This window comes from Bacillus sp. 103mf, assembly GCF_900116295.1.
Lineage (GTDB): Bacteria > Bacillota > Bacilli > Bacillales > Bacillaceae_G > Bacillus_A > Bacillus_A bruguierae.
The window spans coordinates 1,207,581-1,232,545 of sequence record NZ_FPAF01000001.1 but is presented as its reverse complement, the minus strand read 5'-3'; the positions used below and the strand labels follow the sequence as shown (position 1 = coordinate 1,232,545).

Sequence of the window (24,965 nt, the reverse complement as noted above, 5' to 3'; positions counted from 1 at the left end):
AGAAAAGAACATGGATATAAACTTAGAAATTGAAAAAGTAAAACTAGAGAACAAAACAGTTTTAAAGAATTTGACGGAACTATATAAATACGATTTCAGCGAATTTGATCCTGAAGATGTGAATGAGCACGGTTTGTATGAATATATGTACGTAGATCATTATTTTACAGAGGAAGGTCGCTTTCCATTTTTTATAAAAGTGAACGAAAAATATGCAGGTTTCGCATTGATCCGAGAGATCGAGGAAAATGGTCGTACATACTATTCGATGTCAGAATTTTTTGTAATGAAAAAGTATCGGAAAAATGGTGTAGGAAAACAAGCAGCTATCCAATTGTTTTGTAAATTCCCTGGGGAATGGGAAGTTGCAGAGATGGAAGAAAATACTCCAGCTCAAGCGTTTTGGAGAAAAGTCATTTCTTTATACACAAATAATGAGTATCGAGAGATTAGGAAAGCAGATTGGGATGGTCCAATTCAAGTGTTTCATTCGAGCGGGAGTATGTAAGTGTTGTAAAGTGATAATAAAGTTATTTAATTTCGATATAAAAATATAAGAGCCTTGCTACATTTTCTTGTAGTAAGACTCTTTAAAGTTGTTTAATTTTTATTGAACGAAAGCAACCGTTATACTCTATTTAGTTAGAAAAGTTATTTGTTACAAAAATTGTCAATTATTTGAATAGCTAGTTTCAACGCTTTTATTCTTCTTTCTAAAAGCGTTCTTTGGGGACTACTAGCCTTTGACTTATCATAAATGGTCTCAATTGATGGAAGCAAACCAGTAAGAACATTGCGAGCTTCTGCTAAATCTTCCTGGGTGTAATGATGGGGTCTTTGATTCCAAACGTTTTCTAGCATTGCTAAGCCGATGCAAACAGCTTTGAGTCGTTTCTTTACTAAGGTAGTATTTGCGCCTTTCTGAGTCATCTGTGACAAGGCATTTTCGAGTTTACTAATTGTCGATTGTAAAGATTTTATTGATTCCAATTTATCTACATTTGATACGTTTTCCATATTAGTACTGTCCCTTCTTCGTTTCTGAATTATTTTGCTTGATACTTGATAAAATCGTTAAGAACTCTTATTTCACTCGCAATATTTTAACATAAATAACTAACTCTCTTTGAGAGGGATTCTCAACAATCTGGCCCAATTGTTGAACACAAGTTAACTAACACTATTCAACTAACCTGCCTGTTAGTCCAATAAGAATTAAAGAAATTGTAACTACTCAGTCACTCTATGAAAAACCGATAGAAAAGCATTTTTTTAAGTGGTCGAGAGGGACTGGCTATGTATAGAAGCGGTCAGGGCCTTTTCCTGCCACGCGCAAAGTTTGAAAACAAAGAAAGGCAGCGAGGTGTAGGTCCATTTTTATCTTCATGGCAGCAATTATAGGTAAGCGTACTTTTGCTGGAATTATACTCCTTACCAAACTTCTAAATGAAATGTATGGCTGAGTAGTTACAAGAAATTTATTATTTTTTAAACGACTTTATTGTAAATTAAACAACTTTTTTGTCACTTAACAAGTGTTTCTATACATTATGGGAGGAATATCATGGTACTACAAAGAGTAAGCTTAATAACAATTGGTGCGTATAACTTGCCGGTTCTTCGTACGTTTTACAAAAGTTTAGGGTGGGAAGAAACGGAAATCAGTTCAGATAATTACGCTGCTTTTAAAACGGCAGGTGTTATTCTTTCTATCTTTCCTATTGAGGAATTAGCAAAGGATGCTGGAGTCTCAATCACTCAAAGTGTAGAAACTTTTCGTGGTGTAACTTTTGCTATTAACGTAGATCATCCTGAACAAGTCGATACGACAATTGCAGAAATTCGAAAAGTAGGCGGAAGAATTTTAAGGGAGCCAAGCGATGCTTTCTGGGGAGGACGAACAGCATATTTTGCTGATCCAGAAAACAATCTTTGGGAGGTTTCCTGGAACCCAGATTCTGTATTTGATGAAAGAGGGGCTATGCTGGCTTTCTAATTTATTTAGTACATCTACTATCGGGTGCGTTCAAGAAAAAATTAACAGAGTCTTATATATAAATCCAATTTGTTTTTTAACATATAGATTGGTGTTATGAAAAAAAGGAACCTGCACTTGTTTGCTCTTTTTGGTTTTCGCTGCGCATGTGGCAGAAATAGGCCCTGACCGATTCTATGCATGGCTAGATGCTCTCGCCCACCGAAAAAGAAAAGGGTTTTTTATGTTAGTTTTTCAATTTGTATTTATATAATAAAAAGGTGAGCACAACAACCTGTGCTCACTTTTGTTTTTTATTTTAAGTTTTCAGGATTTAACGCTTCTAATTCAGGTACAACGAAGCGGCCGTCTTTACGGATTAATATGTCGTCGAAGTAAATTTCTCCGCCGCCGTATTCAGGGCGTTGGATACATACTAAATCCCAGTGGATGTTAGAGTTGTTGCCATTCCACGCATCGTCGTATGCTTGTCCAGGAGTGAAGTGGAAGCTACCGTCGATTTTCTCGTCGAATAGAATATCACCCATTGGATGTAAAATGTATGGGTTTACGCCGATTGCGAATTCACCAACGTAGCGTGCCCCTTCGTCTGTGTCGAAAATTTTGTTAATGCGTTCTGTATCGTTTGCAGTTGCTTCAACAATTTTACCGTCTTTAAATGTAAGTTTTACATTTTCGAACATGTAACCGTTGTATGGAGATGGTGTGTTGTAAGAAACTGTACCGTTAACAGAATCGCGAACAGGTGCAGAGTATACTTCGCCATCAGGAATATTTAAATGACCAGCACACTTAACTGCCGGGATGTCTTTAATAGAGAATGTTAAGTCAGTGCCAGGTCCAACAAGACGTACTTTATCTGTTTTGTTCATTAACTCAACAAGATTGTCCATCGCTTTATCCATTTTCGCGTAGTCTAAGTTACATACGTCAAAGTAGAAGTCTTCAAATCCTTCTGTGCTCATTTTTGCAAGCTGTGCCATAGAAGCGTTTGGATAACGAAGGACAACCCATCTTGTTTTTGGAACACGAATGTCTCTATGTACTTTTTTACCTACTGTGTTTCCATAAATTTTCATACGCTCACTCGGAACGTCAGCTTGTTCATTTACGTTATCACCAGAGCGAAGGCCGATATAAGCATCCATATCTTTCATTACGCTTGCTTCATACGCAGCGATTTGCTCGAAATGTTCTTCTGTTGCGCCCATCATTAAAGAGCGGTCTACTTGATGATCTTTTAATAGTACGAATGGATAGCCACCAGCTTCATATGCAGCTTTTACAAGTGCTGTTACTAGCTCTTTTTGTAAACCGAAGTTTTCAATTAATACTTTTTCGCCCTTTTGTAAACGAATAGAGTAATTAATTAAATTTTTTGCTAATGTTTCAATACGTGGGTCTTTCATATGTAAAGCCTCCCTTATATATGTATCCTTCCTTATTGTAACCTACTTATCTGAATTTGTTTAATAATTTATCAAAATATTGGCAAGAAAATTATAAATGTAAAACGTGAAAAGGGTAAGTGGTAGATAGTTGTTATTTCCTGTCCTAAAACGAAAAAGAGTAACCAGTATGTATTTCTGGTTACTCTTTTTTTATATAAGCTATTTTTGGGCAGTAAGACTCCCACCTCAAAATTCAGCGAAAGCATTGTCCAGCTCTAGCGGCTAGAATCTCCGGTCGTTTCGCGCCCTCGGACGAGGCAAAAAGCGCCTCTCTGTCAGAGGCGTGGGCATCCTGCGATTCTGGGCGAGCCGCTTCCGCTTTTCTAAAGAAGTTAGGTGGGAGATAAACGGCCCGTAAAAGCCCGATTGGTGAGGGCTAATAATCAGTGGGGGATGAAGAAAACCCCCACTGATTAAAGTTTCACTTTATTTCATTTGATCAAACATTGTTTTAACATCTTTAGAGTTGGGAGTTGCATACAAAGTTGGTGTGCCAGAAGTTGAACGCCGAGATGTCACTGCAAAAACATAACCAAGATCTTGATTAATTCTTTCTCTCAACCAAGGCCCTCCACTAGCTCCTCCATTCATACCACAACTCATGGCGGCATCGCTGCTAAACCATCCTCTACTAGTTGTAGGTCCGTCGCAATAATAAGCTATCTGTCCATCATATGGTTTTTCGGCGGGCCAACCAAAAATACGAACGTCTGGTTGCTTCGTACCATATCCAGTCGAAAGTCCGTTCCCTCCAATCGTATTTACTAAGTCTTTTCCATTCCTTTGGAAAACAGTAAAAAATGCTTGGTCGTAGCTAAAATTACTATCATTTATCCAGGCGTTGAATGTCCGAGCGTCTTTCCAGTTCCAAATACCATAAGGTGTTGAACCATTACGATATGCCGGAGCAAATGCAATATTTGAGTGCCATCCTTTCCCTTTTCCTCCATGGACACAATGGCCTGCTGTTATAACAAGATTTTTATAATTATTATTAATTGAAGAAGCAGAACAAACATAATCTTTTCCGCCATATGAAAAAAATACTTTTCCTGCTGTAGATGGAACAACTACATTTGCTTCGTTTATGTTATTGTTAGTTTCGGGTAGAACGGGATCAGAAATATTAGTAGGCTCTCCTATTAAAGAAGATTCAAATTGCTCTGGATTCGTTTCTTTTTTTTCATCATTTTTAATTTTGTCTGCTGGAATTGCATTTTTCATCTTTTCTTTTGTCCAATAGCCGGCAGGATCTTCTGTATTTTTGGGATCTTGAATAGTAGGTGGGATTGTTGGAGCAGTTTTAGATTGGGTAAGAGAATCGTTATTTCTTAAAGTAGCATTTTCATCATTGGATGTTGCAAATGCTAAATTAGTACTTAAACATAATGTGAAAATTACACTAAATATAGTTCCAAAAACCAAAAAATGTAGTCTTTTCATAAACGCCCCCTTGGATATATTTGGTAATCGCGGCCACAATCATATCATATTTCAATTCGTTATTCACTATGAAAACAAATTGAAACATTCGCATAAAATTTTTTGTTTGTATGTAGTCCCTTTCATGACCACATATAAAGAAAAAACGAGTGAAGGCCACTTTTGTTTTACATAGCAGTGACTTATAGGTTCGAAAATTAAAATGGATTCATCTTGCATTCCCATTTCAAGGTATTTAGGAAACAAAGAAAATATGTGGGGGACTGGCATGTACTTAATTGGGCGGAAGGTTCACTTTATTTCAATGAAAGGTAAAATTCATAGCCAAATATGGAACAATTAGAATGAAATAGAAAATGATTGTATAATAGAAAAAAGAATAAAAAATATAAAGGAGTGGTTCGTATGCAAATTCTTTTATACGTCGGTGTAGCCATTATCGCAATTGCGTTTGCCGTATTAGTTGTATATGTATGTAGAACATTAGTATCTGTTCAAAAAACGTTAGAAAATGTCGCAAGTACGATGGAGGGCCTGGAAAAACAAATGCAGGGCATTACAGTGGAAACAGAGCAACTTCTTCATAAAACAAATGCATTAGCAGATGATATTCAAAAGAAATCACAGTCGCTAAATAAAGTGATGGAAGGTGTAGAGGGAATCGGAACAACGATTCATTCCCTAAATACACGATTACGCGGCGTTTCTGATTCTGTTGCACATCAAGTAGAAAATAATGCTGATAAAGTAGCGCAAGTAGTACAATGGAGTAATGCGGTCATTGATGTGTACAATCGCTTCCGGACAAAAAAGAAAGAAGATGAAGTAGAGAAGTTTGAAAGAACAGAGAAAAAGCCGAAAAAAGAAAAGAAAGTGCCACGGCTTCCGATTCGAATGAGAGGTGAATAATATGAATATGACAAAGATTGAAACAATGGAACAATTCGAAGGAATAACAGCAAGTAAAGAGCCATATATCTTGTTTAAACATAGTACAACATGTCCAATTAGCCACGGTGCTTTCACAGCGTTTCAAGAATATCGCAGTGAAGAGCAAGCTGTGCCAGCATATTATTTATATGTACAGGATGCACGTCCTGTTTCCAATAAGATTGCTGAATACTTTGGAATTAGACATGAATCGCCGCAAGTATTATACATAAAAGATGGTAAAGTTCTCTGGCATGCATCACATTGGAACATTACAAAGCAAGCATTAAAAGAAAATATGAAATAAGGAAAAGCAAGCAAACACGCTTGCTTTTCTTTATTTTCTGAAAATAATATTGACGGGCTATATATTTTACGATTAAATGAAGGGGAAATAACGATTCCATATGCATTCTCGTGCGATGTGTATGAAGTGACATCTGCATATGTATCATATATAATAAATTATCTTATGAATGATATTTATATTTACTTATTAGTATACATATAAAACTTGAAAGAGGTGGCTTTATTATGGCATCACAGGAGTTAGATCGATTACGTTCTCAAATTGACGAAACGAACTTACAAATTTTAAAGTTATTAAATGAACGCGGTCGGCTTGTACAAGAAGTCGGCAAGTTAAAAGAAGTACAAGGTGTGAAACGTTTTGATCCAGTACGTGAACGCAAAATGCTCGATTTAATTGCGGAAAATAATGATGGGCCATTTGAAACATCAACGCTTCAACATTTATTTAAACAAATTTTTAAAACAGGGTTAGAGTTGCAAGAAGATGATCATCATAAGGCCCTTCTTGTATCCCGTAAGAAAAAGTCAGATGATACGATTGTTGACATTAAAGGTGAAAAAATTGGTGATGGCAATGCGCATTTTATTATGGGACCATGTGCAGTTGAAAGCTATGAACAAGTTCGCCAAGTAGCTGAGGTAATGAAAGAACAAGGCTTAAAACTTATGCGCGGCGGAGCATTTAAACCACGTACATCACCATATGATTTCCAAGGTCTTGGTATTGAAGGATTGAAAATTTTACGCCAAGTAGCAGATGAGTATGATTTAGCTGTTATTAGTGAAATTTTAAATCCAAATGATATTGAAATGGCGCTTGATTACGTAGATGTCATTCAAATTGGTGCACGTAATATGCAAAACTTCGAGCTGTTAAAAGCAGCTGGTTCTGTGAATAAGCCGGTATTATTAAAACGAGGATTATCCGCAACAATTGAAGAATTTATGTATGCGGCAGAATATATTATTGCACAAGGAAATGGCGATATTATTTTATGTGAGCGCGGTATTCGTACGTATGAGAAAGCAACGCGAAATACGTTAGATATTTCTGCTGTACCAATTTTAAAGAAAGAAACGCACTTGCCAGTTGTTGTTGATGTAACACATTCAACAGGACGCCGTGATTTATTATTGCCAACTGCAAAAGCGGCAATGGCAATCGGTGCAGATGCAATTATGGCAGAAGTACATCCTGATCCAGCTGTAGCACTTTCTGATTCGGCGCAGCAAATGGATATTCCAGAGTTCAATGCATTTATGAATGAATTAAAAGCATTTCGTATGAGATAGTAAGCGGATAGCTTACTGTCTACAAATAGTGGGATAATGGCTTCGAAAATCTATGTAGCTGTGTGCTGCATAGATTTTTTTCTGGAAAATGGGTATTTTTATATTAAAAATATGAAAATATAAGAAAAGGAACGAATTTTTTCGAAACTTTTTCGGGAAAATATTGTTTCAATCCTTATTTGTATCGTATCATTAGTGAAAGGGCTCGGAAGTGACATCTTTAAGTAGAGTGGATGTCTTTTTTTCATTCAAGTTAACTGATACATATTATATAGATGAATTTTATAAAGGAGTGTGTGAAAAGATGAACGTAACAATATATGATGTAGCGCGTGAAGCAAATGTCTCAATGGCAACAGTATCACGTGTTGTGAACGGTAATCCAAATGTAAAACCAACAACAAGAAAGAAGGTATTAGAGGCGATTGAGCGCCTTGGTTATCGTCCAAATGCAGTAGCACGCGGATTGGCAAGTAAGAAAACAACAACAGTTGGAGTTATTATTCCAGATATCTCTAACACGTTTTATTCAGAACTTGCACGTGGTATTGAAGATATCGCAACAATGTACAAATATAACATTATTTTAAGTAACTCTGACCAAAATAAAGAAAAAGAATTCCATTTATTAAATACAATGCTTGGGAAACAAGTAGATGGTATCGTATTTATGGGAGAAGATATTACAGAGACTCACGTAGAAGAATTTAAAAAATCTCCTGTTCCAATCGTACTTGCGGCATCGTTTGATGAGCAAAATATTACACCATCTGTAAATATTGATTACACACAAGCAGCGTATGATGCAATGAAGCATTTCTTAGAGAAAGGTCATACAAGAATTGGTTTCGTATCTGGCCCTTACGTTGATAAAGCAGGCAGTGCGAAAAAATTACAAGGTTACAAACGAGCATTAGAAGAAGCAGGTATTGCTTACGATGAAGAACTTGTTGTGGATGGTGACTACACGTACGATTCTGGTATGGAAGCATTAGACAAACTATGGGAACTTGCTGAAAAACCAACAGCTGTATTCGTATCTTCTGATGAAATGGCACTAGGCGTAATTCATGCAGTACAAGATAAAGGTTTAAACGTACCAAATGATTTAGAAGTACTTGGTTTTGACAATACACGCCTTGCCATTATGGTACGCCCGCAGCTTTCAACAGTTGTACAACCAATGTATGACATCGGAGCGGTTGCAATGCGTTTATTAACAAAATATATGAACAAAGAAACGGTGGAAGATCATACAGTTATTTTACCGCACCGCATTCAGTTTAGAAATTCAACGAAGTAATAAGAAGAAAACTCGTGGGAATATAACCGCGAGTTTTTTATTTTGAAACGAGTATAGTTGCTTTGAAATGGAAGCTTCGCTTTAACATTATTTCTAATGTATAATGATACTAAAGGCTATGTGAGGGGGAGATGAAATGATCATTCTTTGGGGAATTACACTTTGCGCGACGGCTCTATTTGCTTATATGACATTAAAACAGAGTGGTATAAGACGATTTATTCCTGGCAGTACTTTGGCAGGAATAGCCCTAATCACATATGTTGCTTCCATTTTTTTAGAAAGCGCTGGAGAACAAGTACATGAGAAGTTTATATTTTTTTCTACTACATTATTTGTAGGCGCTATCATTATTTTACTTGTTGCAGGAATTATTTTGTTTATTCATACAAACTCAGAAACGTTATAGAAAAGAGAGCAGGCATACAGTACCTGCTCTCTTTATCTATTTGCTTATGCATTATCTCTTGATGCGTTTTGTTGTTTTAATAAATCGCGAATTTCTGTAAGAAGTACTTCTTCTTTTGTTGGTGCTGGTACTTCTTCTTTCTTTTCTGCTTCTTTTTTGAATGTTAGCTTATTAAATAACTTAATAAATAAGAAGATAGAGAACGCGATGATGAAGAAGTCAACAATAGTTTGAATGAATGCACCGTATTTTAATGTAGCTTTACCTACTGGATAAGCAAGATCTGTCAAATCAATACCACCTAGTAAAATTCCGATCAATGGCATAATAACATCATTTACTAATGAAGAAACAATTTTACCAAATGCGCCGCCAATTACAACCCCGACGGCTAAATCCATAACGTTCCCTTTTAAAGCGAATTTTTTAAACTCGTTCCACATTTATAATTCCACCCTTTCCACGATTCACTATGAATTTTATTATTCCTATCAACACATTCTAAATAAAGTTAAGATAGAAATAAAGAGTAGAGGAGAATAAAAATAAATTCAGAAAACTGAACGAGTTTTCCTTTTTTTGTTGCAAATTTCTAGTAAGGTATGAAGCAATTGATAATAAGTCTATCCAAGTTACTTTAGATAAAGATCCAAAAACAGAGTTATTTGCCGGACGTAAAGTAGAGCTACAAGCTGCAGACGGAAGCAAAATAGGAGCGCAGTACCGTTTTACATCTCGAAAAGGTGAAGTAGGCATTTTTGACTTGCAAAATGGTGCAACGTTACAACCGAATGTAACATATACAGTCGTACCTATGAATGGATGGGCAACTGCCAATCATATTACGTTTGCAGCAAAATAATGAGAAAAAGGGTGTGCTTTTAAAGAGCACATCCTTTTTGTATTTGTTAACGATACGACAAAGCTTGTTTTCCTAACGCATCCCAAGATTGAATAAATGTTTCTTTGTTTACTTTCAGTGCTTTTTTCTCAGTTAAAGGATCATTCATATAAATATAACCGTTCTCAAAACCTACGAGCACAATGGCGTGTAAATCTAGAGGAGCTGTAATTTTTTCGTTTCCGTGTTGCCAAGATGCCCATCTGTCAGGAATTTTGTAATCTCCTGTCGTCCAAACCACTACAGGTTTATTCATTTTGACTTGAGCTAGTACATCATCAAAAGATTTTCCAGTTAAATTTACTGTGCGATTTGGAAGATAACGCTCCATTAATTGTTGCAGTGGTTCAACGTAGACGGCATATCCCATCTTTTCTCCTGTTATATCTCCAACGAAACCTTCTTTAGGATCTCCCCATTGAAGAATATCTCCATTTTTACTCACAGACGGAGGATCATTGTCTTTTTTGATATTGTTGGCTAATTCCATTTTATCGACTTTTACGCCAGCGTGCTGCAGTACCATTGCTAAGCTCGTGACTTCACAGCCGAATTTCAGCTCGGGTTTTTGAGGTATGAGCGGCACATCTAAAATAACTTTTTCTTGTTTTGGAGGAGGTGAAGGTTGCAGGGGGGCGAGTTGTGACGGTGAATATTGCACATTTTTCGTTAATTCGGCTTCTTCATGTTTGGAATGAGATGTATGTTTTTCAGTGGAAGTCTGTTTAGTGGAATAGCCTGTTATAACTGCGAATAGGGCATACAAAATTAGAAATCTTTTCATAGCGTTCACCTTCTTTCTGTGGTGCCATACATGGTGTAGTGATAGCGTTTTTTATTAAGTTCTTTCATTTCTCATGAAAATATTCAAAAGATAATGGATTCAGTTTAATCAGAAGGAATACAATTTTTTCTTCTTTTCATATTAATGTTTTTAAAGAAAAACGATTTCTTATTTTTCAAAAGGGATTGATTCGCTTATATGGAGTGTTAAGAGGATACACATATAATATATAAACACAAATAAAAACGATATAGATTCATTCTTTTGAGAGAAGCGAGAGCGGGCCTCTTTTTTCTACATAGCAGTAATCTATACGTTGAAAAATAAAAATGCCCCCATATAGAAAAAGGAGGCTACAAATTTAGTTTTTCAAGATCATCGACTAGAATAGGGATCGAGTAATCTTCTTCGTTTTCGGGAGTATCAGAACGTCCGCACCCGCGTTGTTCATAGTAAATGACAGTCGTAAATTCCTCTAGTTTTGGACCAATTGTTCATTCAAATGCATAATGGTTTCCGCCTGGCCCGCCGTGAACAACGACAATGGGTATTGTCTGATGTTCTGCACCGGCAATTTTGCACCAATGGCGAACGTTGTTAATTGTTATATAAGTAATTCCATTTTGAAGCATTATAGATGTTCACTGCCTTCCTTCCAAGAATGATAGAATGCTGTAATCACAGATGAAAATTTCTCTTCCTCTTCTAAAAATGGATAATGATTGCTGTCTTCAAAAGGAGTAAAGGAGGAATTTCGTATTCCTTCATGTATTTGTAAAGAAGATGCAATCGGGCATTGCACATCATGTTTTCCGCAAATGATTAACGTTTTTGTTGTTATGCTAGCAAGCTGTTCTCGTAAATCAAAGCTGCGAAATTCTTTTGAAAAATAGTTCATACGGCTTACGGCCATCGTTTTATAAATTGGTTTTGAGAAATATGATTCGTATTGTTCTGGCTTGTATAAGGATAACTTTGTACGCTCGGTTGATAAAGTAGTTCTTTCTTCTTTCGTAAGATGCGGCAATTTCAAATCTTCAATGAGCTGCTGCGTATATGCAAACTGCGGGTGTTCTGGATGATAAATGCAGTCTTTCAATTTTGAATAGTCACTAGCAGCAGCGCCAACGACTACTAACGATTGTAAAGATCGTGGATAGTTTATAGCATACAAAAGTCCAAGCATGCCGCCGGTAGAATGCCCTGCAAAATGCCATGATGAAATGTGCAGTGCTTCTCGAATGGCTTCTAAATCTTCAATTGTTTCTTTCATACTTAATTCGTCTTCTTGAGAAGCAGTTACTGAATTGCCTGCATCTTTTAAGTTAATTAATATAACTTGATATAATGATGCGAAGCTATCAGCAAAATAGTCGCCCGTTTCATTGAATTGTGAGTAAAGGTGTGTAATACAGAGCGGCTCTCCGTGTCCTTTTGTAAATAGTTCAAAAGTTCCTCGGTCTGTATGGATAAGTTGTTGTTTCCACATAAGCGTATCTCCTTTTTATGTAAATCTATTTTAAATTTTCAATATATATATATATCCATTTTAATTTTTCGACATATAAGTCGCTGCTATGCAGAATACAACATGACTGCTACTTGCTTTCTCCTTTTGTTTTAAACCTTACATGTGGCAGAAAAAGGACCTGACCGCTTCTATGCATGGACAGATGCTCTCGCCCACCTAAAAAGAAAGACGGTTTTTATGTCGATTTTTTAATTTGTATTTATATAAGTTGCAACTATGCAGACAAAACATGCCCGCTACTTGCTCTCTCTCTTTGTTTAAAACTTCGCATGTGGCAGAAAAAAGCCCTGACCGCTACTATACGCGGCCAGATGCTCTCGTCCCCCCTTAAAAAGAAAAGGGTTTTTATATCGTTTTTTTAATACAATATCTTTTTCATATTATTCCGAATTATCTCAAGGCACTTTGCTACAGTTAATTCGTTTTTCTCTTCAATTTCTTGTTTGCGTGGAATCGGTTTATACATGTTGTCTGGGTCTTCCCAGGTGAGCGGGAGGTCTGTCTTAGCTTGTCCTTTCCAAGTTTCAATCCATTCTGGTGGGAGATGTCCTGAGATGTTTTGGATGTTGTTCATTTCGAGCCAAATGAGCGCCCAAGCTCTCGGAACGACGCGCCATATATCATAACCGCCGCCGCCGACTGCAATCCAGCGGCCATTGCAGTATTCGTGAGCAATTTCATGAGCAATCTTTGGGATTTCACGGTAAACTTGTATCGTTGAACAAAGATGTGTAAGAGGATCGTAATAATGAGCATCAGCTCCGTTTTGCGTTAAAATAATATCTGGTTTGAAATAGTCAGCGACTTCTCGAATAACAGTGCGATATGCATGAATAAATGAATCATCTTCTGTAAAAGCATCAAGAGGAACGTTAAAAGAATAGCTATATCCATTCCCTTGACCACGCTCATTTACAGCTCCTGTTCCTGGAAATAAGTAACGCCCTGTTTCATGCAATGAAATTGTGCATACGTTAGGATCGTCATAAAAGGACCACTGCACACCATCACCATGATGAGCGTCTGTATCGATGTATAAAACACGAAGACCATATTTTTGTTGTATATATTTAATGGCAATCGAGCTGTCATTATAAATACAAAATCCAGATGCTTTTCCGCGGAAGCCATGATGTAATCCACCGCCGAGATTTAGAGCATGCTCTGCCTTTCCCTCAAGAATTGCATCGACTGCAGTTAAGGTGCCGCCAACAAGAAGGGCGCTCGCTTCATGCATGTTTTGAAACATGGGTGTATCTTCTGTTCCAAGACCATAGGACATTGCAAGTGATTGTTCTATTGTTCCTTCTCCAGCACGTTTTACCGCATTTATGTACTCTTCTGTATGAATTAAAGCAATTTCTTCATCTGTTGCCATTCGTGGAGGAATGATCTGTGAAGGATGTATGAATCCACCTTTTTGCAGTAAATCATACGTTAGCTTTACCCGAAGCTGATTAAAAGGGTGATCAGGACTAAAGGAATAGCCCTGATAATTTTCTGAGTAAATGAATACATTTTTCATGTTCCCATCCCCGCAATATTTGGCCATAAAACATGGTAGCCTTTTTGTTCTAGCTCTTCAATTGCTTTAAGAGGATTCATTGTTTGAATGCGGAATACAAGAACTTTGTCGCGCTCTTCTTTTGCTGGATAGACGAGAACGCTCACTATGTTAATTTTCAGTTCACTGAAAACAGCAACGACCTTTCCGAGAATACCAGGTTCATTTTTTACTTGAATTTCAATTTGTGAACTTGGTTGATGAGCACCTGTTAATTTGACGAGTGTATGTAATACTGTTGATTCCGAAATAATGCCGACAAGTTTACCGCTCTTTGTAACAGGAAGACAGCCAATTTTATTTTCAAAAAATAACGTGGCAATTTCTTCAACAAAATCAAGAGGATGACATGTCATAACAGGATGCTTCATAATACGTTCAATCGGCTCTTTAAGAGAATCCTTTAAAACGTGTTCATCAAGAATGGACGGACTCGCATCGCGAACGTCACGGTCGGAAATAATGCCGACAACTTCATATTTTTCATTTACAACTGGAATGTGCCGAATACTATGTGCTGCTAATGTTCTCAAGGCTGTTTCAATCGTGTCAGTTGGGCGCAGCGTTGTTACATTTTGATTCATGATTTCTTCAACGATCATGATGTAATCCCCCTTTTAGTACATGAAACGATTTTTGAAGCGTAAGCGGTCAAATTGTTGAATGGATGCTGTATCAACGCGTTTTCCAATGCGAACCATTAAGCAGTTTGCTGGATGTGAACAAATTTCAGGATCATCTGTTGCCATCCATTCCAGTCCACCAGCATTCATCATCTTCTCCATTACTTTTCGATATTCCCAGACATTGAGTCCAGTTTGTTTTAAATCCCAGTGCCAATAATATTCAGTTGTTAAAATAATATAGTCTTCCATATGGTCATCCATCATAGAAACTTCTAATAAGTTCTTTCCAACAGCGCAGCCGCGAAAATCAGGAGCAACTTCAATTGCACCAAGCTCAATTAAATTTTTCATTTTTCCTTCAGACCATCGTTCAAGAGGGTCTGGGTATAAATATGTTACATAGCCAACAATTGTATGTTCATGACGAGCAATAATAATTCGAGCTTCTGGTAACTTAGAAATCTCGACAATTGCTTTATACTGCTGAGCCGCAGGTCGAAAGGCAATTAAATCAGGATGAAATTCATATGTTTCTAAATTATGTGTCTGGACAGGACCTTCAATAATTAAAGTTCCTTTTGGTGTTTTTAAATTTCTTGCATTGTAAACTTTGCTATGAATCAATTTTAGGCTCACCACCTTCAGGGCTTTGTGAATCTACTATCTATTTTCATACTACTGTACTCAGTATGCGATGTGAATCGAAATTTGTCAGTAAAAAAATGTCTAAAATTCTTAAAAAATACTGAAAATTATAAAATATATATTTATAATACACTTATACGGTACATAGAAGGGGGATGTAAAGAATGAAAGTAGAAACACTTCCAGTTATTCAAGGGGAAAACAATTTGTTAAATTATGATGAAGCATATCAAAACTTTAATTGGGAAGAAGTTAATCAAAATTTTTCTTGGCATGAAACTGGGCGAGTAAACATGGCTTATGAGGCCATTGATCGACATGCCAAATCCCACCGAAAAAATAAAGTAGCATTGTATTATCAAGATGGTGTGAGAAAAGAGAAATATACATTTAAAGAAATGAAGAAATTGTCGAATAAAGCAGGAAATGTTTTAAAAAATTATGGGGATGTTGAAAAAGGCGACCGTGTCTTTATTTTTATGCCTCGCTCGCCGGAATTGTATTTTACTTTACTTGGTGCAACAAAGCTTGGAGCAATCGTTGGCCCACTATTTGAAGCTTTCATGGAAGCGGCTGTATGTGACCGCCTGGTGGATAGTGAAGCAAAGGTGCTTGTAACAACACCAGAATTGTTAGAACGTATACCATTTAATGATTTACCAGCGTTAAAAACGGTATTCGTTGTTGGAGAAGGTGTAGAAGAAGGCGGTAAAATTGTAGCATTTAATCCGCTTTTTGAACAAGCTTCTAATAAGCTGAAAATTGAATGGCTTGGAAGAGAAGATGGGCTCATTTTACATTATACATCTGGCTCAACAGGGAAACCAAAAGGAGTGCTGCATGTTCAAAATGCAATGGTGCAGCATTATCAAACAGCAAAATGGGTGCTGGACTTAAAAGAAGATGATGTGTATTGGTGCACGGCAGATCCAGGCTGGGTAACAGGAACAGCCTATGGTATTTTTGCGCCTTGGCTAGTCGGAGCTTCTAACGTAGTTTTAGGGGGACGCTTTAGCCCGGACGCTTGGTATGAAACGCTTCAAGATTACGGTGTAACAGTTTGGTATAGCGCTCCGACAGCATTTCGCATGTTAATGGGTGCTGGTGACGATACGCTGAAGAAGTATGATTTATCAGATCTTCGTCATATTTTAAGTGTTGGGGAACCGTTAAACCCAGAAGTAATTCGCTGGGCGATGAAAGTGTTCCATCTTCGCATTCATGATACATGGTGGATGACGGAAACAGGAGGACAAGTTATTTGTAACTATCCATGCATGGAAATTCGCCCGGGTTCTATGGGAAAACCAGTTCCAGGCGTAAAGGCAGCAATTGTTGATAATGAAGGAAACGAATTGCCGCCATACACAATGGGGAACTTAGCGATTGGAAAAGGCTGGCCATCGATGATGCGTGCTGTTTGGAATAACCCGCAAAAATATGAGTCTTATTTTATGCCAGGAGACTGGTATGTGTCAGGTGACTCTGCGTATATGGATGAAGATGGCTACTTCTGGTTCCAAGGGCGTATTGATGATGTTATTATGACGTCAGGTGAGCGCGTTGGTCCATTTGAAGTAGAAAGTAAATTAATCGAGCACCCTGCTGTAGCTGAAGCTGGTGTAATTGGTATTCCGGATCCAGTTCGCGGAGAAATTATTAAAGCGTTTATCGCACTGCGCGCAGGTTACGAACCATCTGAAGAATTAAAAGAAGAAATTCGCCAATTTGTGAAAAAAGGTCTTGCAGCTCATGCGGCACCGAGACAAATTGAATTCCGAGATAAATTACCGAAAACGAGAAGCGGTAAAATTATGCGCCGTGTATTAAAGGCATGGGAGTTAAACTTACCAACAGGTGACTTGTCTACGATGGAAGATTAAACAAGAAAGGTCTGAACTACATCTGGTTCAGACCTTTCTTGTTTAGAGTATAGTAAAATTGTGTTCAAATTGTTCAGCGTTACATATAACTTATACGTAATATGTAAAATGCAACAGAGGATGCAAGAAGGTTAATACAATGGTATAAAGAAAAGGTTTAATTGTTTGGAGGGATGTTAGTGACGCAATATTATCTTTTTGTTGCTATGTCAATTTTTCTTATTATTTTGCCAGGACCTGATACGGGATTAGTAACTCAGAATACGATACTGCAGGGGAAACAAGGCGGAATGCAAACTGTTTTTGGTATTCTATGCGGTTTAAGTATTCATACGTTAGCAGCTGTACTTGGGATTTCTGCAATTCTTGTTAAATCGGCATTTTTATTTTCTATTTTTAAGTATATTGGTGCTATTTATCTTATTTATTTAGGATGCGTATCATTATGGTCTTTACAGAAGAAAGGAAAACAAACAGAGGATATTACAGTTAAAAATAAGTATCAAGGTGCTTCTTGCTTCCGACAAGGTTTTCTTACAAATTTGTTAAATCCAAAAGTAGCTATTTTCTTTCTAACGTTTTTACCGCAATTTATACAGCATGATGGAAATACATTTTTTCAACTTTTTATTATGGGAATGACATATACAGTTTTAACCTTTCTATGGTTTATACTCTATACTTATTTAATCAATGCAATTCGTACATGGATGAAAAAGCCGTCTACAGAGCGGGCTATTCAAGGGATAAGTGGTTTTGTACTTTTGGCATTTGGGATTAAATTAGCGCTGGAAAAACGACCATAGTCACTTTTAGTAACTACTCAGTCATTCTATGAAAAAAGGCAGAAAAGCATTTTTTTAAATGGGCGAGAGGTACTGGCTGTGCATAGGAGCGATCAGGGACTATTTCTGCCACGTGCAATGTTTAAAACAAAGAAAGGTAGCAAGGGGCATGGCCATTTGTTTCTCTATGGCAGCAATCTATATGCTGAAAAGTGAATTGTATGGCTGAGTAGTTACAAAAATGATATAACGAAATTACAACCGAGAAATTTTGGGCTGCATTTGACAGGCATATACAAATGATGTTATAAAAAGAAGTATATAAATAATCGAGCGTGGAAAGGGAACAGTAGTGATCATTTCCCTGTTTTAGAGAGCTGATGGCCGGTGAAAATCAGCACATAAATGATCGCGAATTACGACCCTGGAGCATCTTTCTTCGATTGGATTTCATCCGAAAGGGGAAAGACGGTGATGAGCCGTTATGTGAATGAAGTGGCAGGTTTTTTATCTGCAACTAGGGTGGTAACGCGATGATTAAAATCGTCCCTTATTGAAGGGGCGATTTTTTTATGTTTTTAAATTCCGCGCACAAATTATTTTTAAAGGAGTGAATATGATGAACATTTTACAAGATCTTGAGTTTCGTGGCCTAATTAACCAACAAACGGATGCAGAAGGTTTGCAAGAACTATTAGAGAAAGAAAGTGTGAAATTATACTGCGGTTTTGACCCAACAGCTGATAGCTTACATATTGGTCATATGCTACCAATTTTAATATTACGTCGTTTCCAACAAGCAGGGCATCAGCCAATCGCACTTGTTGGCGGAGCTACAGGTTTAATTGGTGACCCAAGTGGTAAGAAAGCAGAGCGTACATTAAATGAAAAAGAAACAGTTGCCTTTTTCAGTGAGCGTATTAAAGAGCAGCTTTCTAACTTCCTAGACTTCAATAAAGAAGGTAATCCAGCAACAATCGCAAACAACTACGATTGGATTGGTTCTTTAGATTTAATTACATTCTTACGCGATATCGGTAAAAACTTTGGCTTAAACTACATGTTAGCAAAAGATACAGTTGCATCTCGTTTAGAAACAGGTATCTCATTCACTGAGTTTAGTTACATGATTTTACAATCATACGATTTCTTAAACTTATACCAAACGCACGGTTGTAGATTACAAATTGGTGGTAGTGACCAATGGGGGAACATTACAGCTGGTTTAGAATTAATCCGTAAATCAGAAGAAGATGCGAAAGCATTCGGCTTAACTGTACCGCTTGTAACGAAATCTGATGGTACGAAGTTTGGAAAAACAGAAGGCGGCGCGGTTTGGTTAGACCCAGAAAAAACAACGCCGTACGAATTCTACCAATTCTGGATTAACACAGATGATCGTGATGTTGTGAAATACTTAAAATACTTTACATTCTTATCTCATGAAGAGATTCTTGAATTAGAAAAACAAGTTGCAGAAGCACCTGAAAAGCGTGAAGCACAAAAAGCATTAGCTTCTGAAATGACAAAACTTGTTCACGGCGCTCCAGCATTAGAGCAAGCAATTAAAATTTCAGCAGCATTATTTAGCGGTTCTGTTGCAGAATTAACAGCAGCGGAAATTGAGCAAGGATTTAAGGATGTACCATCTGTAGAGCGTAGTGTAGAAGATGCATTGTTAGTGGATGTACTTGTGGAAAGTAAAATTTCACCGTCAAAACGTCAAGCACGCGAAGATATTACAAATGGTGCGGTTTATGTAAATGGTGAACGTACACAAGAGTTAGACTACATGATAACAGAAAAAGACCGCATTGAAGGTAAATTTACAATCATTCGCCGCGGGAAGAAAAAATATTTCTTAATTCGTTACTAAAATGCAAAAAGCGTAAGAATTCTTACGCTTTTTGCATTTTAAAGGAGAGGAGTTAACATTTTGGATATTCAGAAAATTGTAGATGAGTATATTTTAAATCCGGACAAATTAATTAGCTTTGGGGAAACCATCCTGAAAATTATTGTTATTTTTATTGCGGCAAAAGTGATTATTCGCGTAGCTTCTGTAGGAATTGAACAAATATTTAAGATGAGCAGCAAAGCGCCTGTGCGTACAAATGAAAGACGTGAAGCGACATTAACGAAGCTTTGTCAAAATATTGTTCATTATGTTGTGTATTTCATGGTCATTATGACGGTTTTAGAAACAGTAGGAATCGATATTAAAGCGCTTCTTGCTGGGGTGAGTGTTGCCGGTTTAGCAATTGGGTTTGGAGCACAAAACTTAGTAAAAGACGTTGTAACAGGATTCTTTATTATTTTCGAAGATCAATTTTCAGTTGGCGATAAAGTGAAAATTAATGATATTGACGGTATCATCGAAGAAGTAGGGCTTCGTACGACGCAGCTCGTTGCAGAAACCGGCGAGATTTATTTCGTTGCGAACAGTTCAATTACAAAAGTTGCGAACTACTCTTTAGGTGAAAAACGTAAAGAAATAGCGTAAGGGAATATGATTGAAGAAGGACTTCGGTGATGCCGGAGTCTTACAAAATGTGTATGAGGACTTTCTTATACTAGAAGATACGGAAGAAATATTTTGTAAAAAAATATAGTGGAAAAACAAGACAAAATTGTCTTGTTTTTTTGTTTTTAGGTACTTAAAAAGGATGCATTTTAATTTATCAAAACAATTCTTATTTTTCTGTCACTTATAACGTATTCAAAATTTCTAAAAAACCCCCTTTTATTTATCTGGTGTCAATTACAAATTTAGGAATAAAAAATAAAAAAAGTAAAAAAAAATTCATTTTAATAATATTAGTGTCGATTTTTGTCTTGTTTTTAATATTTAAAATAAAATTTAATGCGTATAAACTTCTAACTGTAATATTTATGAAAAAAAGGTAAAAAATATTTCCGGATTAATATTGATGTTTTTCTGTGATTACATGATGCCAGTAAAGAGAAGGTGATTGTGAAAGAAGCTAATCATTTCTTTTATCATGAACAAAGGAGGAGATTTATTGTTTAGCACTTCAATATTTACAAATTTAGAGAAAACGACAGATTTTATCCCGAGGAAAGATAAACAAATAAAGCAATTAGGACAACTAAATAAAATTGTATCTTTTGCTAACGAACAATCGCGATTTTACCAGGAGTTATATCAAAATGTAAATGTGAATGTAAGCAATCTTAGAGAGTATGAAGAAATTCCTATGATTAGTTCTCGGGATATTATGAAAGAAATTCCGCCAAAGCATATGCTGACCAGTTCTCCTCACAATTCTTACGTATTTACAAGTGGGGGAACAACAGGAGAACCTAAACTGATTTATTTAACAGCAGATGAGCTAAAAGAAAATATATTTTTTCATGGTAAAGGTTATGCAATGGCCGGAATTAATAAAAGTGATACAGTTGCCACATTTGGAGTACCAGGATTTTTAACATCTGAGTTTACTGTTTATCTAGGACTTGAAAGAACTGGATGTACAATTGTTCCTATAGGGATGAGTTCGGATCTTGAAAGGTTATCTAGGTATATAAAAATGTTCAATGTTACAACCCTGTTAGTCATGCCTTCGGATGTCGTACCCTTAGCACAATATATAGAAAAAAACAAAAGTCAACTTTCAATAAATCGAATTGTTTATGGCGGAGAAAAAATGTATTCTTCTACCCAGAATTATTTAGAATCTGCTTTAGGAGTGAAAGATTTCAAATCAGTGTTTCAAAGTATGGATGTTGGGACTATTGGTTTTCAATGTGATTACTGTGAAGCAGGTACGTACCATATACATGATCAATTGCAGTATGTTGAGATCTTGAATGAACAAGGCCAACCTGTACAAGATGGAGAAGTTGGTGAACTTGTCATTACGAATTTAAAAAGAAAGTTGATGCCAGTTATTCGATACCAAACAAATGATTTGGTATTAAAAATAGATTCTTTATGCCCGTGTGGGAGAACGAATCAAAGGATTAAATTAATCGGAAGAAAAGGAGAAATCATTAAATTAGGTGGTGAACAAATCTTTCCGCAAATTTTCGCTCAGGCATGCAGTCATTTAGACGAGTTGACTGGAGAATTTCAATTAGTAGTAAAAAAACAGGCAAATAGAGATATGATTCATGTTTTTTTTGAAGTATCAGGAAAAGCTATGGATAAAGAAATTGAAGCAAATTTAATAAACAGAATTAGGGAGCGGATTTTAACTTATACACCGAAGCTTAAACAAATGATTCAATTACAGGTAATCGCCCCCTTAGTAATCAGTTTAGTAAGCAGAGAGAATCTTAAGGTTTCTGAAAGTTCAGGAAAAATCGTTCGAGTTATAGATCAAAGAAAATAAACGGAGGGATTTTATATGTTATTTAAACAAACTGGAGAAGAATTTCATAATTTAGCAGAAAAAAATGAAAGAGGCTTTAAAGAGACTTTAAAAGAAGTAGATCAAATCATTCAACAAGAAGGATTAATATTTAAAGAAAAGGCACTCCCTTTTTCTGTTCAGCCTTTAGCTATTACAGAAGAAGAAAACAAGTATTTTCAGAGAGCTTCTGAAACACTTTCTGATGCATTAGAAATAGTGTTAGAAGCATATGAGAAAGATGAAGAGATTAAGGAGTTTTTTTCATACTACAATAAATATACAAGATTAATTAACATTAATCCAAGGTATAAGCGCAAAATTAGAATCTCAAGATTTGATTGTATATGGAATGGAGGAGAAGGATTTAAAGTCGTTGAACCAAATGCATGCTGCCCAGGAGGGGTTGTTGTATTAGGTAAATTGAAAGAGCAATGGGCTAATCTATCATTTATTAAAGAAATTACAAGCTCTTATGAACAGGAACAATTTTTGTGTGATACACCTAATGGATTTATTAGTGAATTATTAAATGCTTATAAAGAAATGGGAGGTAATATTGATAGGCCTCAAATTGCTCTTGTAAATTATGCTGGTAACTATTCATACGAATTGGAGCACATAAAAAAATATGGTCGTGAAATGGGACATAACATTGTTATTTGTGATTTGCGAGATCTAAAATTAGATTCACAAAGGCAGCAACTTATGTATAACGAATGTCCGATCGATATTATTTATAATAAAGTTGATCAATTAGAACTAGGTAATAAAGATATGGAGGATGTAATTGAAGCATGTGAGAAAGGGCTAGTTTGTAATGTTAACTCATATCCTTCTATGTTTATCGGAGAGAGTAAAATGACATTAGCTTTACTTACGGATCCGAGATTTCAAGAAAAATATTTATCTTACGAACAAATCGAGATGGTTAATAAACATATTTTATGGACAAGAAAGTTAGAAGAAACTATAACTTCTTTTAAAGGGGAAATAATAAATTTAATTGAATATGTTATTGATAATAAAGATCGCTTTGTTTTAAAAGTTGATAATTCTACACGAGGGGAAAATGTATTTTTAGGTAAAGATACAGATGAAGAGGTATGGGCTAAAATCGTAAATGATAATAAAAATACAAATTGGATTATTCAGGAATATAACGAAATTCCAAGTGTAAGTATATTAGAATCCGAAGGTGAAAATATTGTGAAAAAAAGCAAGAAATTCGGAATTGATATATTTATGTTTGGTGGAAAATATGCTGGAGTCGTATCACGTATTTCGGATAAAGCTGTTATTAATCTTGGACAAGGTGGATATGAGCAACCTGTAATTGTATTAAAAGATGTGAAAGAAAAGGTAATGAGTGTATGAAGACACAGGTTGATGAATTTAATGTGAGTGTACGAGAGAATTCCCAATTAGCAATCAGCTCATTTAAACAATTACAAAATAAATTGGTTAAAGAGAGAGTTCTTCAGTATTATTCTGATAAAGAAACTATGATAATTCCAAAGCCTGGATTGTTAAGCGGAGAAAAATTGGACATCCTTAGTAGAGATACCAAGGCGTTATTAGATATTATTGTATCTTTACCAGAACGTATATTTTCAGGGGATATCCTAAAAATGTGTACAACTTTAGGTTTTTCAGAAAAACAATATCAATTAATGATGTCAACGTATCAAAATAAGAATTTGATAGCTCGCAGTGATATATATTTTACAAAATCTGGATATAAATTTTTGGAATTTAATGTAGATAGCAGTGTTGGAGGACTAGATATAGGATATTTAAATAAAAGCATGCGTTCTTTTGAGTTTTATAAAATGCTAAAGGATTCTGAAAAATGGGATTATGTTGATCCTATGGATATATTAATAGAAAATATAAATGAACTAGCTATAAAGATTGGGAGAAACTATAGTGACATAACTATAGCTGTTATGGATTGGGATGAATATCTTGATAGTTACTATGGTACCTTAAATTATATTAAATTAAGACTAAAAGAAGCTGGATATAATGCGATTATATGCTCTCAAAAAGAAGCGGAACTTAAGGATAATATGCTTACGGTAAATGGCCGGAAAATTGATATTTTGTATCGTGCATTTTTATGTGATGATGCGCTATATAATCCAGAAGAAGTACAAGCGATTGTCCAAGCTTCCCAAGCTGGTAATCTGGAGTTGTTAACAGGATTTCATACCGAACTTTATGGAAATAAAGGAAATCTTGTGTTCCTTTCAGATCCTTATTATAGTCATTTCTTTACAAATGAAGAATTAGATTTAGTAAAAAGATGCATTCCTTGGACTCGATTTTTAAAAGACATGGTAACGTCAGAAGATAATCTAGAGGTTGAGGGAATGGAGTATATTTTAAAAAATAAAGATAAACTTGTGATTAAGGCAACGATTGGTTATGGAGGAAATGAGGTATTTTTAGGCTGGAAGTACAATGAGAATGATTGGGAAAAAGCGGTTTTAAATTTATTAAATTCTGATATTGTGTATATTGTCCAGGAAAGGGTATATCCACTTGAAGAAGAAATTCCTTTTGTAATAGAGGAAACTATTGACTTAAAGAAAGCCATCATGTGTTGGGGGCTATACATTATTAATGGAGAATTCGCAGGAGCGATGTTAAGGGGATTACCTTGTGAGCAAAGTGATGTAGTGAATCTTAAAAATGGTGCAGCTGTAACATGTCTTTTTTATAGGAGTTAAA

At 36.0% G+C, this 24,965-nt stretch carries 23 protein-coding genes, 1 pseudogene and 1 other annotated feature; of the genes and pseudogenes, 14 read left to right on the top strand and 10 right to left on the bottom strand.

What is annotated here, in order from left to right; translation table 11 throughout:
- The first annotated feature begins 10 nt into the window (after positions 1–10).
- Positions 11–508, top strand: coding sequence for a GNAT family N-acetyltransferase (locus BM350_RS06250; RefSeq protein ID WP_090919970.1), 498 nt, complete (start codon positions 11–13; stop codon positions 506–508).
- 143 nt (positions 509–651) lie between these two features.
- Here the strand turns inward: BM350_RS06250 and BM350_RS06245 are convergent, their stop codons facing one another.
- Entirely contained in the window at positions 652–1,017 is a 366-nt protein-coding gene (locus BM350_RS06245) for a hypothetical protein (protein ID WP_090919973.1), read from the bottom strand.
- 547 nt (positions 1,018–1,564) lie between these two features.
- Here BM350_RS06245 and BM350_RS06240 point away from each other — a divergent pair.
- On the top strand, positions 1,565–1,996 hold the full coding sequence (locus BM350_RS06240; RefSeq protein WP_090918263.1) for a VOC family protein: 432 nt from the start codon (positions 1,565–1,567) through the stop codon (positions 1,994–1,996).
- A gap of 293 nt (positions 1,997–2,289) precedes the next feature.
- On the opposite strand, the gene BM350_RS06235 is transcribed toward BM350_RS06240, so the two are convergent.
- Positions 2,290–3,405: an aminopeptidase gene (locus BM350_RS06235; RefSeq protein WP_090918261.1), complete on the bottom strand. Its 1,116-nt coding sequence runs from the start codon at positions 3,403–3,405 to the stop codon at positions 2,290–2,292.
- A gap of 468 nt (positions 3,406–3,873) precedes the next feature.
- Positions 3,874–4,890 (bottom strand): trypsin-like serine peptidase, encoded by a 1,017-nt coding sequence (locus tag BM350_RS06230; protein WP_090918259.1) that lies wholly within the window; start codon positions 4,888–4,890, stop codon positions 3,874–3,876.
- Positions 4,891–5,250: 360 nt separating this feature from the next.
- On the opposite strand from BM350_RS06230, the gene BM350_RS06225 reads away from it, so the two are divergent.
- The 5 genes from BM350_RS06225 (at position 5,251) to BM350_RS06200 (ending at position 9,137) form a co-directional block, all read left to right on the top strand.
- On the top strand, positions 5,251–5,799 hold the full coding sequence (locus BM350_RS06225; RefSeq protein WP_090918257.1) for a DUF948 domain-containing protein: 549 nt from the start codon (positions 5,251–5,253) through the stop codon (positions 5,797–5,799).
- Between the two features lies 1 nt (position 5,800).
- Positions 5,801–6,127 carry a bacillithiol system redox-active protein YtxJ gene (ytxJ, locus tag BM350_RS06220; RefSeq protein ID WP_090918255.1) on the top strand — a complete coding sequence of 109 codons (327 nt, stop codon included), beginning with the start codon at positions 5,801–5,803 and terminating at the stop codon, positions 6,125–6,127.
- A 227-nt stretch (positions 6,128–6,354) separates the two neighbouring features.
- Positions 6,355–7,425, top strand: coding sequence for a bifunctional 3-deoxy-7-phosphoheptulonate synthase/chorismate mutase (locus tag BM350_RS06215; RefSeq protein ID WP_090918253.1), 1,071 nt, complete (start codon positions 6,355–6,357; stop codon positions 7,423–7,425).
- Positions 7,426–7,729: 304 nt separating this feature from the next.
- A complete protein-coding gene (gene ccpA / locus BM350_RS06205; protein ID WP_090918265.1) occupies positions 7,730–8,728 on the top strand; it encodes a catabolite control protein A in 999 nt (332 codons plus the stop codon).
- Positions 8,729–8,864: 136 nt separating this feature from the next.
- Complete coding sequence (locus BM350_RS06200) at positions 8,865–9,137, top strand: DUF3917 domain-containing protein (protein ID WP_090918251.1); 273 nt, start codon at positions 8,865–8,867, stop codon at positions 9,135–9,137.
- Between the two features lie 44 nt (positions 9,138–9,181).
- Here BM350_RS06200 and mscL read toward each other — a convergent pair whose 3' ends face one another.
- The 7 genes and pseudogenes from mscL to BM350_RS06160 all read right to left on the bottom strand — a co-directional run bounded on the left by mscL (position 9,182) and on the right by BM350_RS06160 (position 15,167).
- Positions 9,182–9,580 carry a large conductance mechanosensitive channel protein MscL gene (mscL, locus tag BM350_RS06195; protein WP_090918248.1) on the bottom strand — a complete coding sequence of 133 codons (399 nt, stop codon included), beginning with the start codon at positions 9,578–9,580 and terminating at the stop codon, positions 9,182–9,184.
- Between the two features lie 465 nt (positions 9,581–10,045).
- Positions 10,046–10,822 (bottom strand): C39 family peptidase, encoded by a 777-nt coding sequence (locus tag BM350_RS06185; protein ID WP_090918246.1) that lies wholly within the window; start codon positions 10,820–10,822, stop codon positions 10,046–10,048.
- A gap of 362 nt (positions 10,823–11,184) precedes the next feature.
- A pseudogene (locus BM350_RS06180) lies at positions 11,185–11,454 on the bottom strand (alpha/beta fold hydrolase); the annotation flags it as partial.
- Positions 11,454–12,311, bottom strand: coding sequence for an alpha/beta fold hydrolase (locus tag BM350_RS06175; RefSeq protein WP_090918244.1), 858 nt, complete (start codon positions 12,309–12,311; stop codon positions 11,454–11,456). The gene BM350_RS06175 and the pseudogene BM350_RS06180, both read right to left, overlap by 1 nt.
- 400 nt (positions 12,312–12,711) lie before the next feature.
- Positions 12,712–13,878, bottom strand: a complete 1,167-nt coding sequence (locus tag BM350_RS06170; protein ID WP_090918242.1) for an acetoin utilization protein AcuC — start codon at positions 13,876–13,878, stop codon at positions 12,712–12,714.
- Positions 13,875–14,519 carry an acetoin utilization AcuB family protein gene (locus BM350_RS06165; RefSeq protein ID WP_090918240.1) on the bottom strand — a complete coding sequence of 215 codons (645 nt, stop codon included), beginning with the start codon at positions 14,517–14,519 and terminating at the stop codon, positions 13,875–13,877. Before BM350_RS06165 ends, BM350_RS06170 begins: the two co-directional genes overlap by 4 nt.
- A gap of 15 nt (positions 14,520–14,534) precedes the next feature.
- Positions 14,535–15,167: a GNAT family N-acetyltransferase gene (locus BM350_RS06160; protein WP_090918239.1), complete on the bottom strand. Its 633-nt coding sequence runs from the start codon at positions 15,165–15,167 to the stop codon at positions 14,535–14,537.
- A 185-nt stretch (positions 15,168–15,352) separates the two neighbouring features.
- Between BM350_RS06160 and acsA the strand changes: the two genes are divergently transcribed.
- The 7 genes from acsA to BM350_RS06125 all read left to right on the top strand — a co-directional run bounded on the left by acsA (position 15,353) and on the right by BM350_RS06125 (position 24,964).
- Positions 15,353–17,071, top strand: coding sequence for an acetate--CoA ligase (gene acsA / locus BM350_RS06155; protein ID WP_090918237.1), 1,719 nt, complete (start codon positions 15,353–15,355; stop codon positions 17,069–17,071).
- A gap of 179 nt (positions 17,072–17,250) precedes the next feature.
- Complete coding sequence (locus BM350_RS06150) at positions 17,251–17,877, top strand: LysE family translocator (protein ID WP_090918235.1); 627 nt, start codon at positions 17,251–17,253, stop codon at positions 17,875–17,877.
- A 306-nt stretch (positions 17,878–18,183) separates the two neighbouring features.
- Positions 18,184–18,410 (top strand) — a binding site (T-box leader).
- Positions 18,411–18,475: 65 nt separating this feature from the next.
- Positions 18,476–19,732 (top strand): tyrosine--tRNA ligase, encoded by a 1,257-nt coding sequence (gene tyrS / locus BM350_RS06145; protein ID WP_090918233.1) that lies wholly within the window; start codon positions 18,476–18,478, stop codon positions 19,730–19,732.
- Between the two features lie 60 nt (positions 19,733–19,792).
- On the top strand, positions 19,793–20,359 hold the full coding sequence (locus BM350_RS06140; RefSeq protein WP_090918231.1) for a mechanosensitive ion channel family protein: 567 nt from the start codon (positions 19,793–19,795) through the stop codon (positions 20,357–20,359).
- A gap of 499 nt (positions 20,360–20,858) precedes the next feature.
- A complete protein-coding gene (locus tag BM350_RS06135; RefSeq protein WP_244547938.1) occupies positions 20,859–22,211 on the top strand; it encodes a phenylacetate--CoA ligase family protein in 1,353 nt (450 codons plus the stop codon).
- Positions 22,212–22,226: 15 nt separating this feature from the next.
- Positions 22,227–23,606 carry an ATP-grasp domain-containing protein gene (locus BM350_RS06130; RefSeq protein ID WP_090918227.1) on the top strand — a complete coding sequence of 460 codons (1,380 nt, stop codon included), beginning with the start codon at positions 22,227–22,229 and terminating at the stop codon, positions 23,604–23,606.
- On the top strand, positions 23,603–24,964 hold the full coding sequence (locus BM350_RS06125; protein WP_090918225.1) for a hypothetical protein: 1,362 nt from the start codon (positions 23,603–23,605) through the stop codon (positions 24,962–24,964). Before BM350_RS06130 ends, BM350_RS06125 begins: the two co-directional genes overlap by 4 nt.
- Position 24,965: the final 1 nt, after the last annotated feature.

Bases quoted from the DNA above. Each gene is read 5' to 3' on its own strand.
- BM350_RS06250 (WP_090919970.1), top strand. From the start codon at position 11: ATGGATATAAACTTAGAAATTGAAAAAGTAAAACTAGAGAACAAAACA.
- BM350_RS06245 (WP_090919973.1), bottom strand. From the start codon at position 1,017: ATGGAAAACGTATCAAATGTAGATAAATTGGAATCAATAAAATCTTTA.
- BM350_RS06240 (WP_090918263.1), top strand. From the start codon at position 1,565: ATGGTACTACAAAGAGTAAGCTTAATAACAATTGGTGCGTATAACTTG.
- BM350_RS06235 (WP_090918261.1), bottom strand. From the start codon at position 3,405: ATGAAAGACCCACGTATTGAAACATTAGCAAAAAATTTAATTAATTAC.
- BM350_RS06230 (WP_090918259.1), bottom strand. From the start codon at position 4,890: ATGAAAAGACTACATTTTTTGGTTTTTGGAACTATATTTAGTGTAATT.
- ytxJ (WP_090918255.1), top strand. From the start codon at position 5,801: ATGAATATGACAAAGATTGAAACAATGGAACAATTCGAAGGAATAACA.
- BM350_RS06215 (WP_090918253.1), top strand. From the start codon at position 6,355: ATGGCATCACAGGAGTTAGATCGATTACGTTCTCAAATTGACGAAACG.
- ccpA (WP_090918265.1), top strand. From the start codon at position 7,730: ATGAACGTAACAATATATGATGTAGCGCGTGAAGCAAATGTCTCAATG.
- BM350_RS06200 (WP_090918251.1), top strand. From the start codon at position 8,865: ATGATCATTCTTTGGGGAATTACACTTTGCGCGACGGCTCTATTTGCT.
- mscL (WP_090918248.1), bottom strand. From the start codon at position 9,580: ATGTGGAACGAGTTTAAAAAATTCGCTTTAAAAGGGAACGTTATGGAT.
- BM350_RS06185 (WP_090918246.1), bottom strand. From the start codon at position 10,822: ATGAAAAGATTTCTAATTTTGTATGCCCTATTCGCAGTTATAACAGGC.
- BM350_RS06175 (WP_090918244.1), bottom strand. From the start codon at position 12,311: ATGTGGAAACAACAACTTATCCATACAGACCGAGGAACTTTTGAACTA.
- BM350_RS06170 (WP_090918242.1), bottom strand. From the start codon at position 13,878: ATGAAAAATGTATTCATTTACTCAGAAAATTATCAGGGCTATTCCTTT.
- BM350_RS06165 (WP_090918240.1), bottom strand. From the start codon at position 14,519: ATGATCGTTGAAGAAATCATGAATCAAAATGTAACAACGCTGCGCCCA.
- acsA (WP_090918237.1), top strand. From the start codon at position 15,353: ATGAAAGTAGAAACACTTCCAGTTATTCAAGGGGAAAACAATTTGTTA.
- tyrS (WP_090918233.1), top strand. From the start codon at position 18,476: ATGAACATTTTACAAGATCTTGAGTTTCGTGGCCTAATTAACCAACAA.
- BM350_RS06135 (WP_244547938.1), top strand. From the start codon at position 20,859: ATGAACAAAGGAGGAGATTTATTGTTTAGCACTTCAATATTTACAAAT.
- BM350_RS06130 (WP_090918227.1), top strand. From the start codon at position 22,227: ATGTTATTTAAACAAACTGGAGAAGAATTTCATAATTTAGCAGAAAAA.
- BM350_RS06125 (WP_090918225.1), top strand. From the start codon at position 23,603: ATGAAGACACAGGTTGATGAATTTAATGTGAGTGTACGAGAGAATTCC.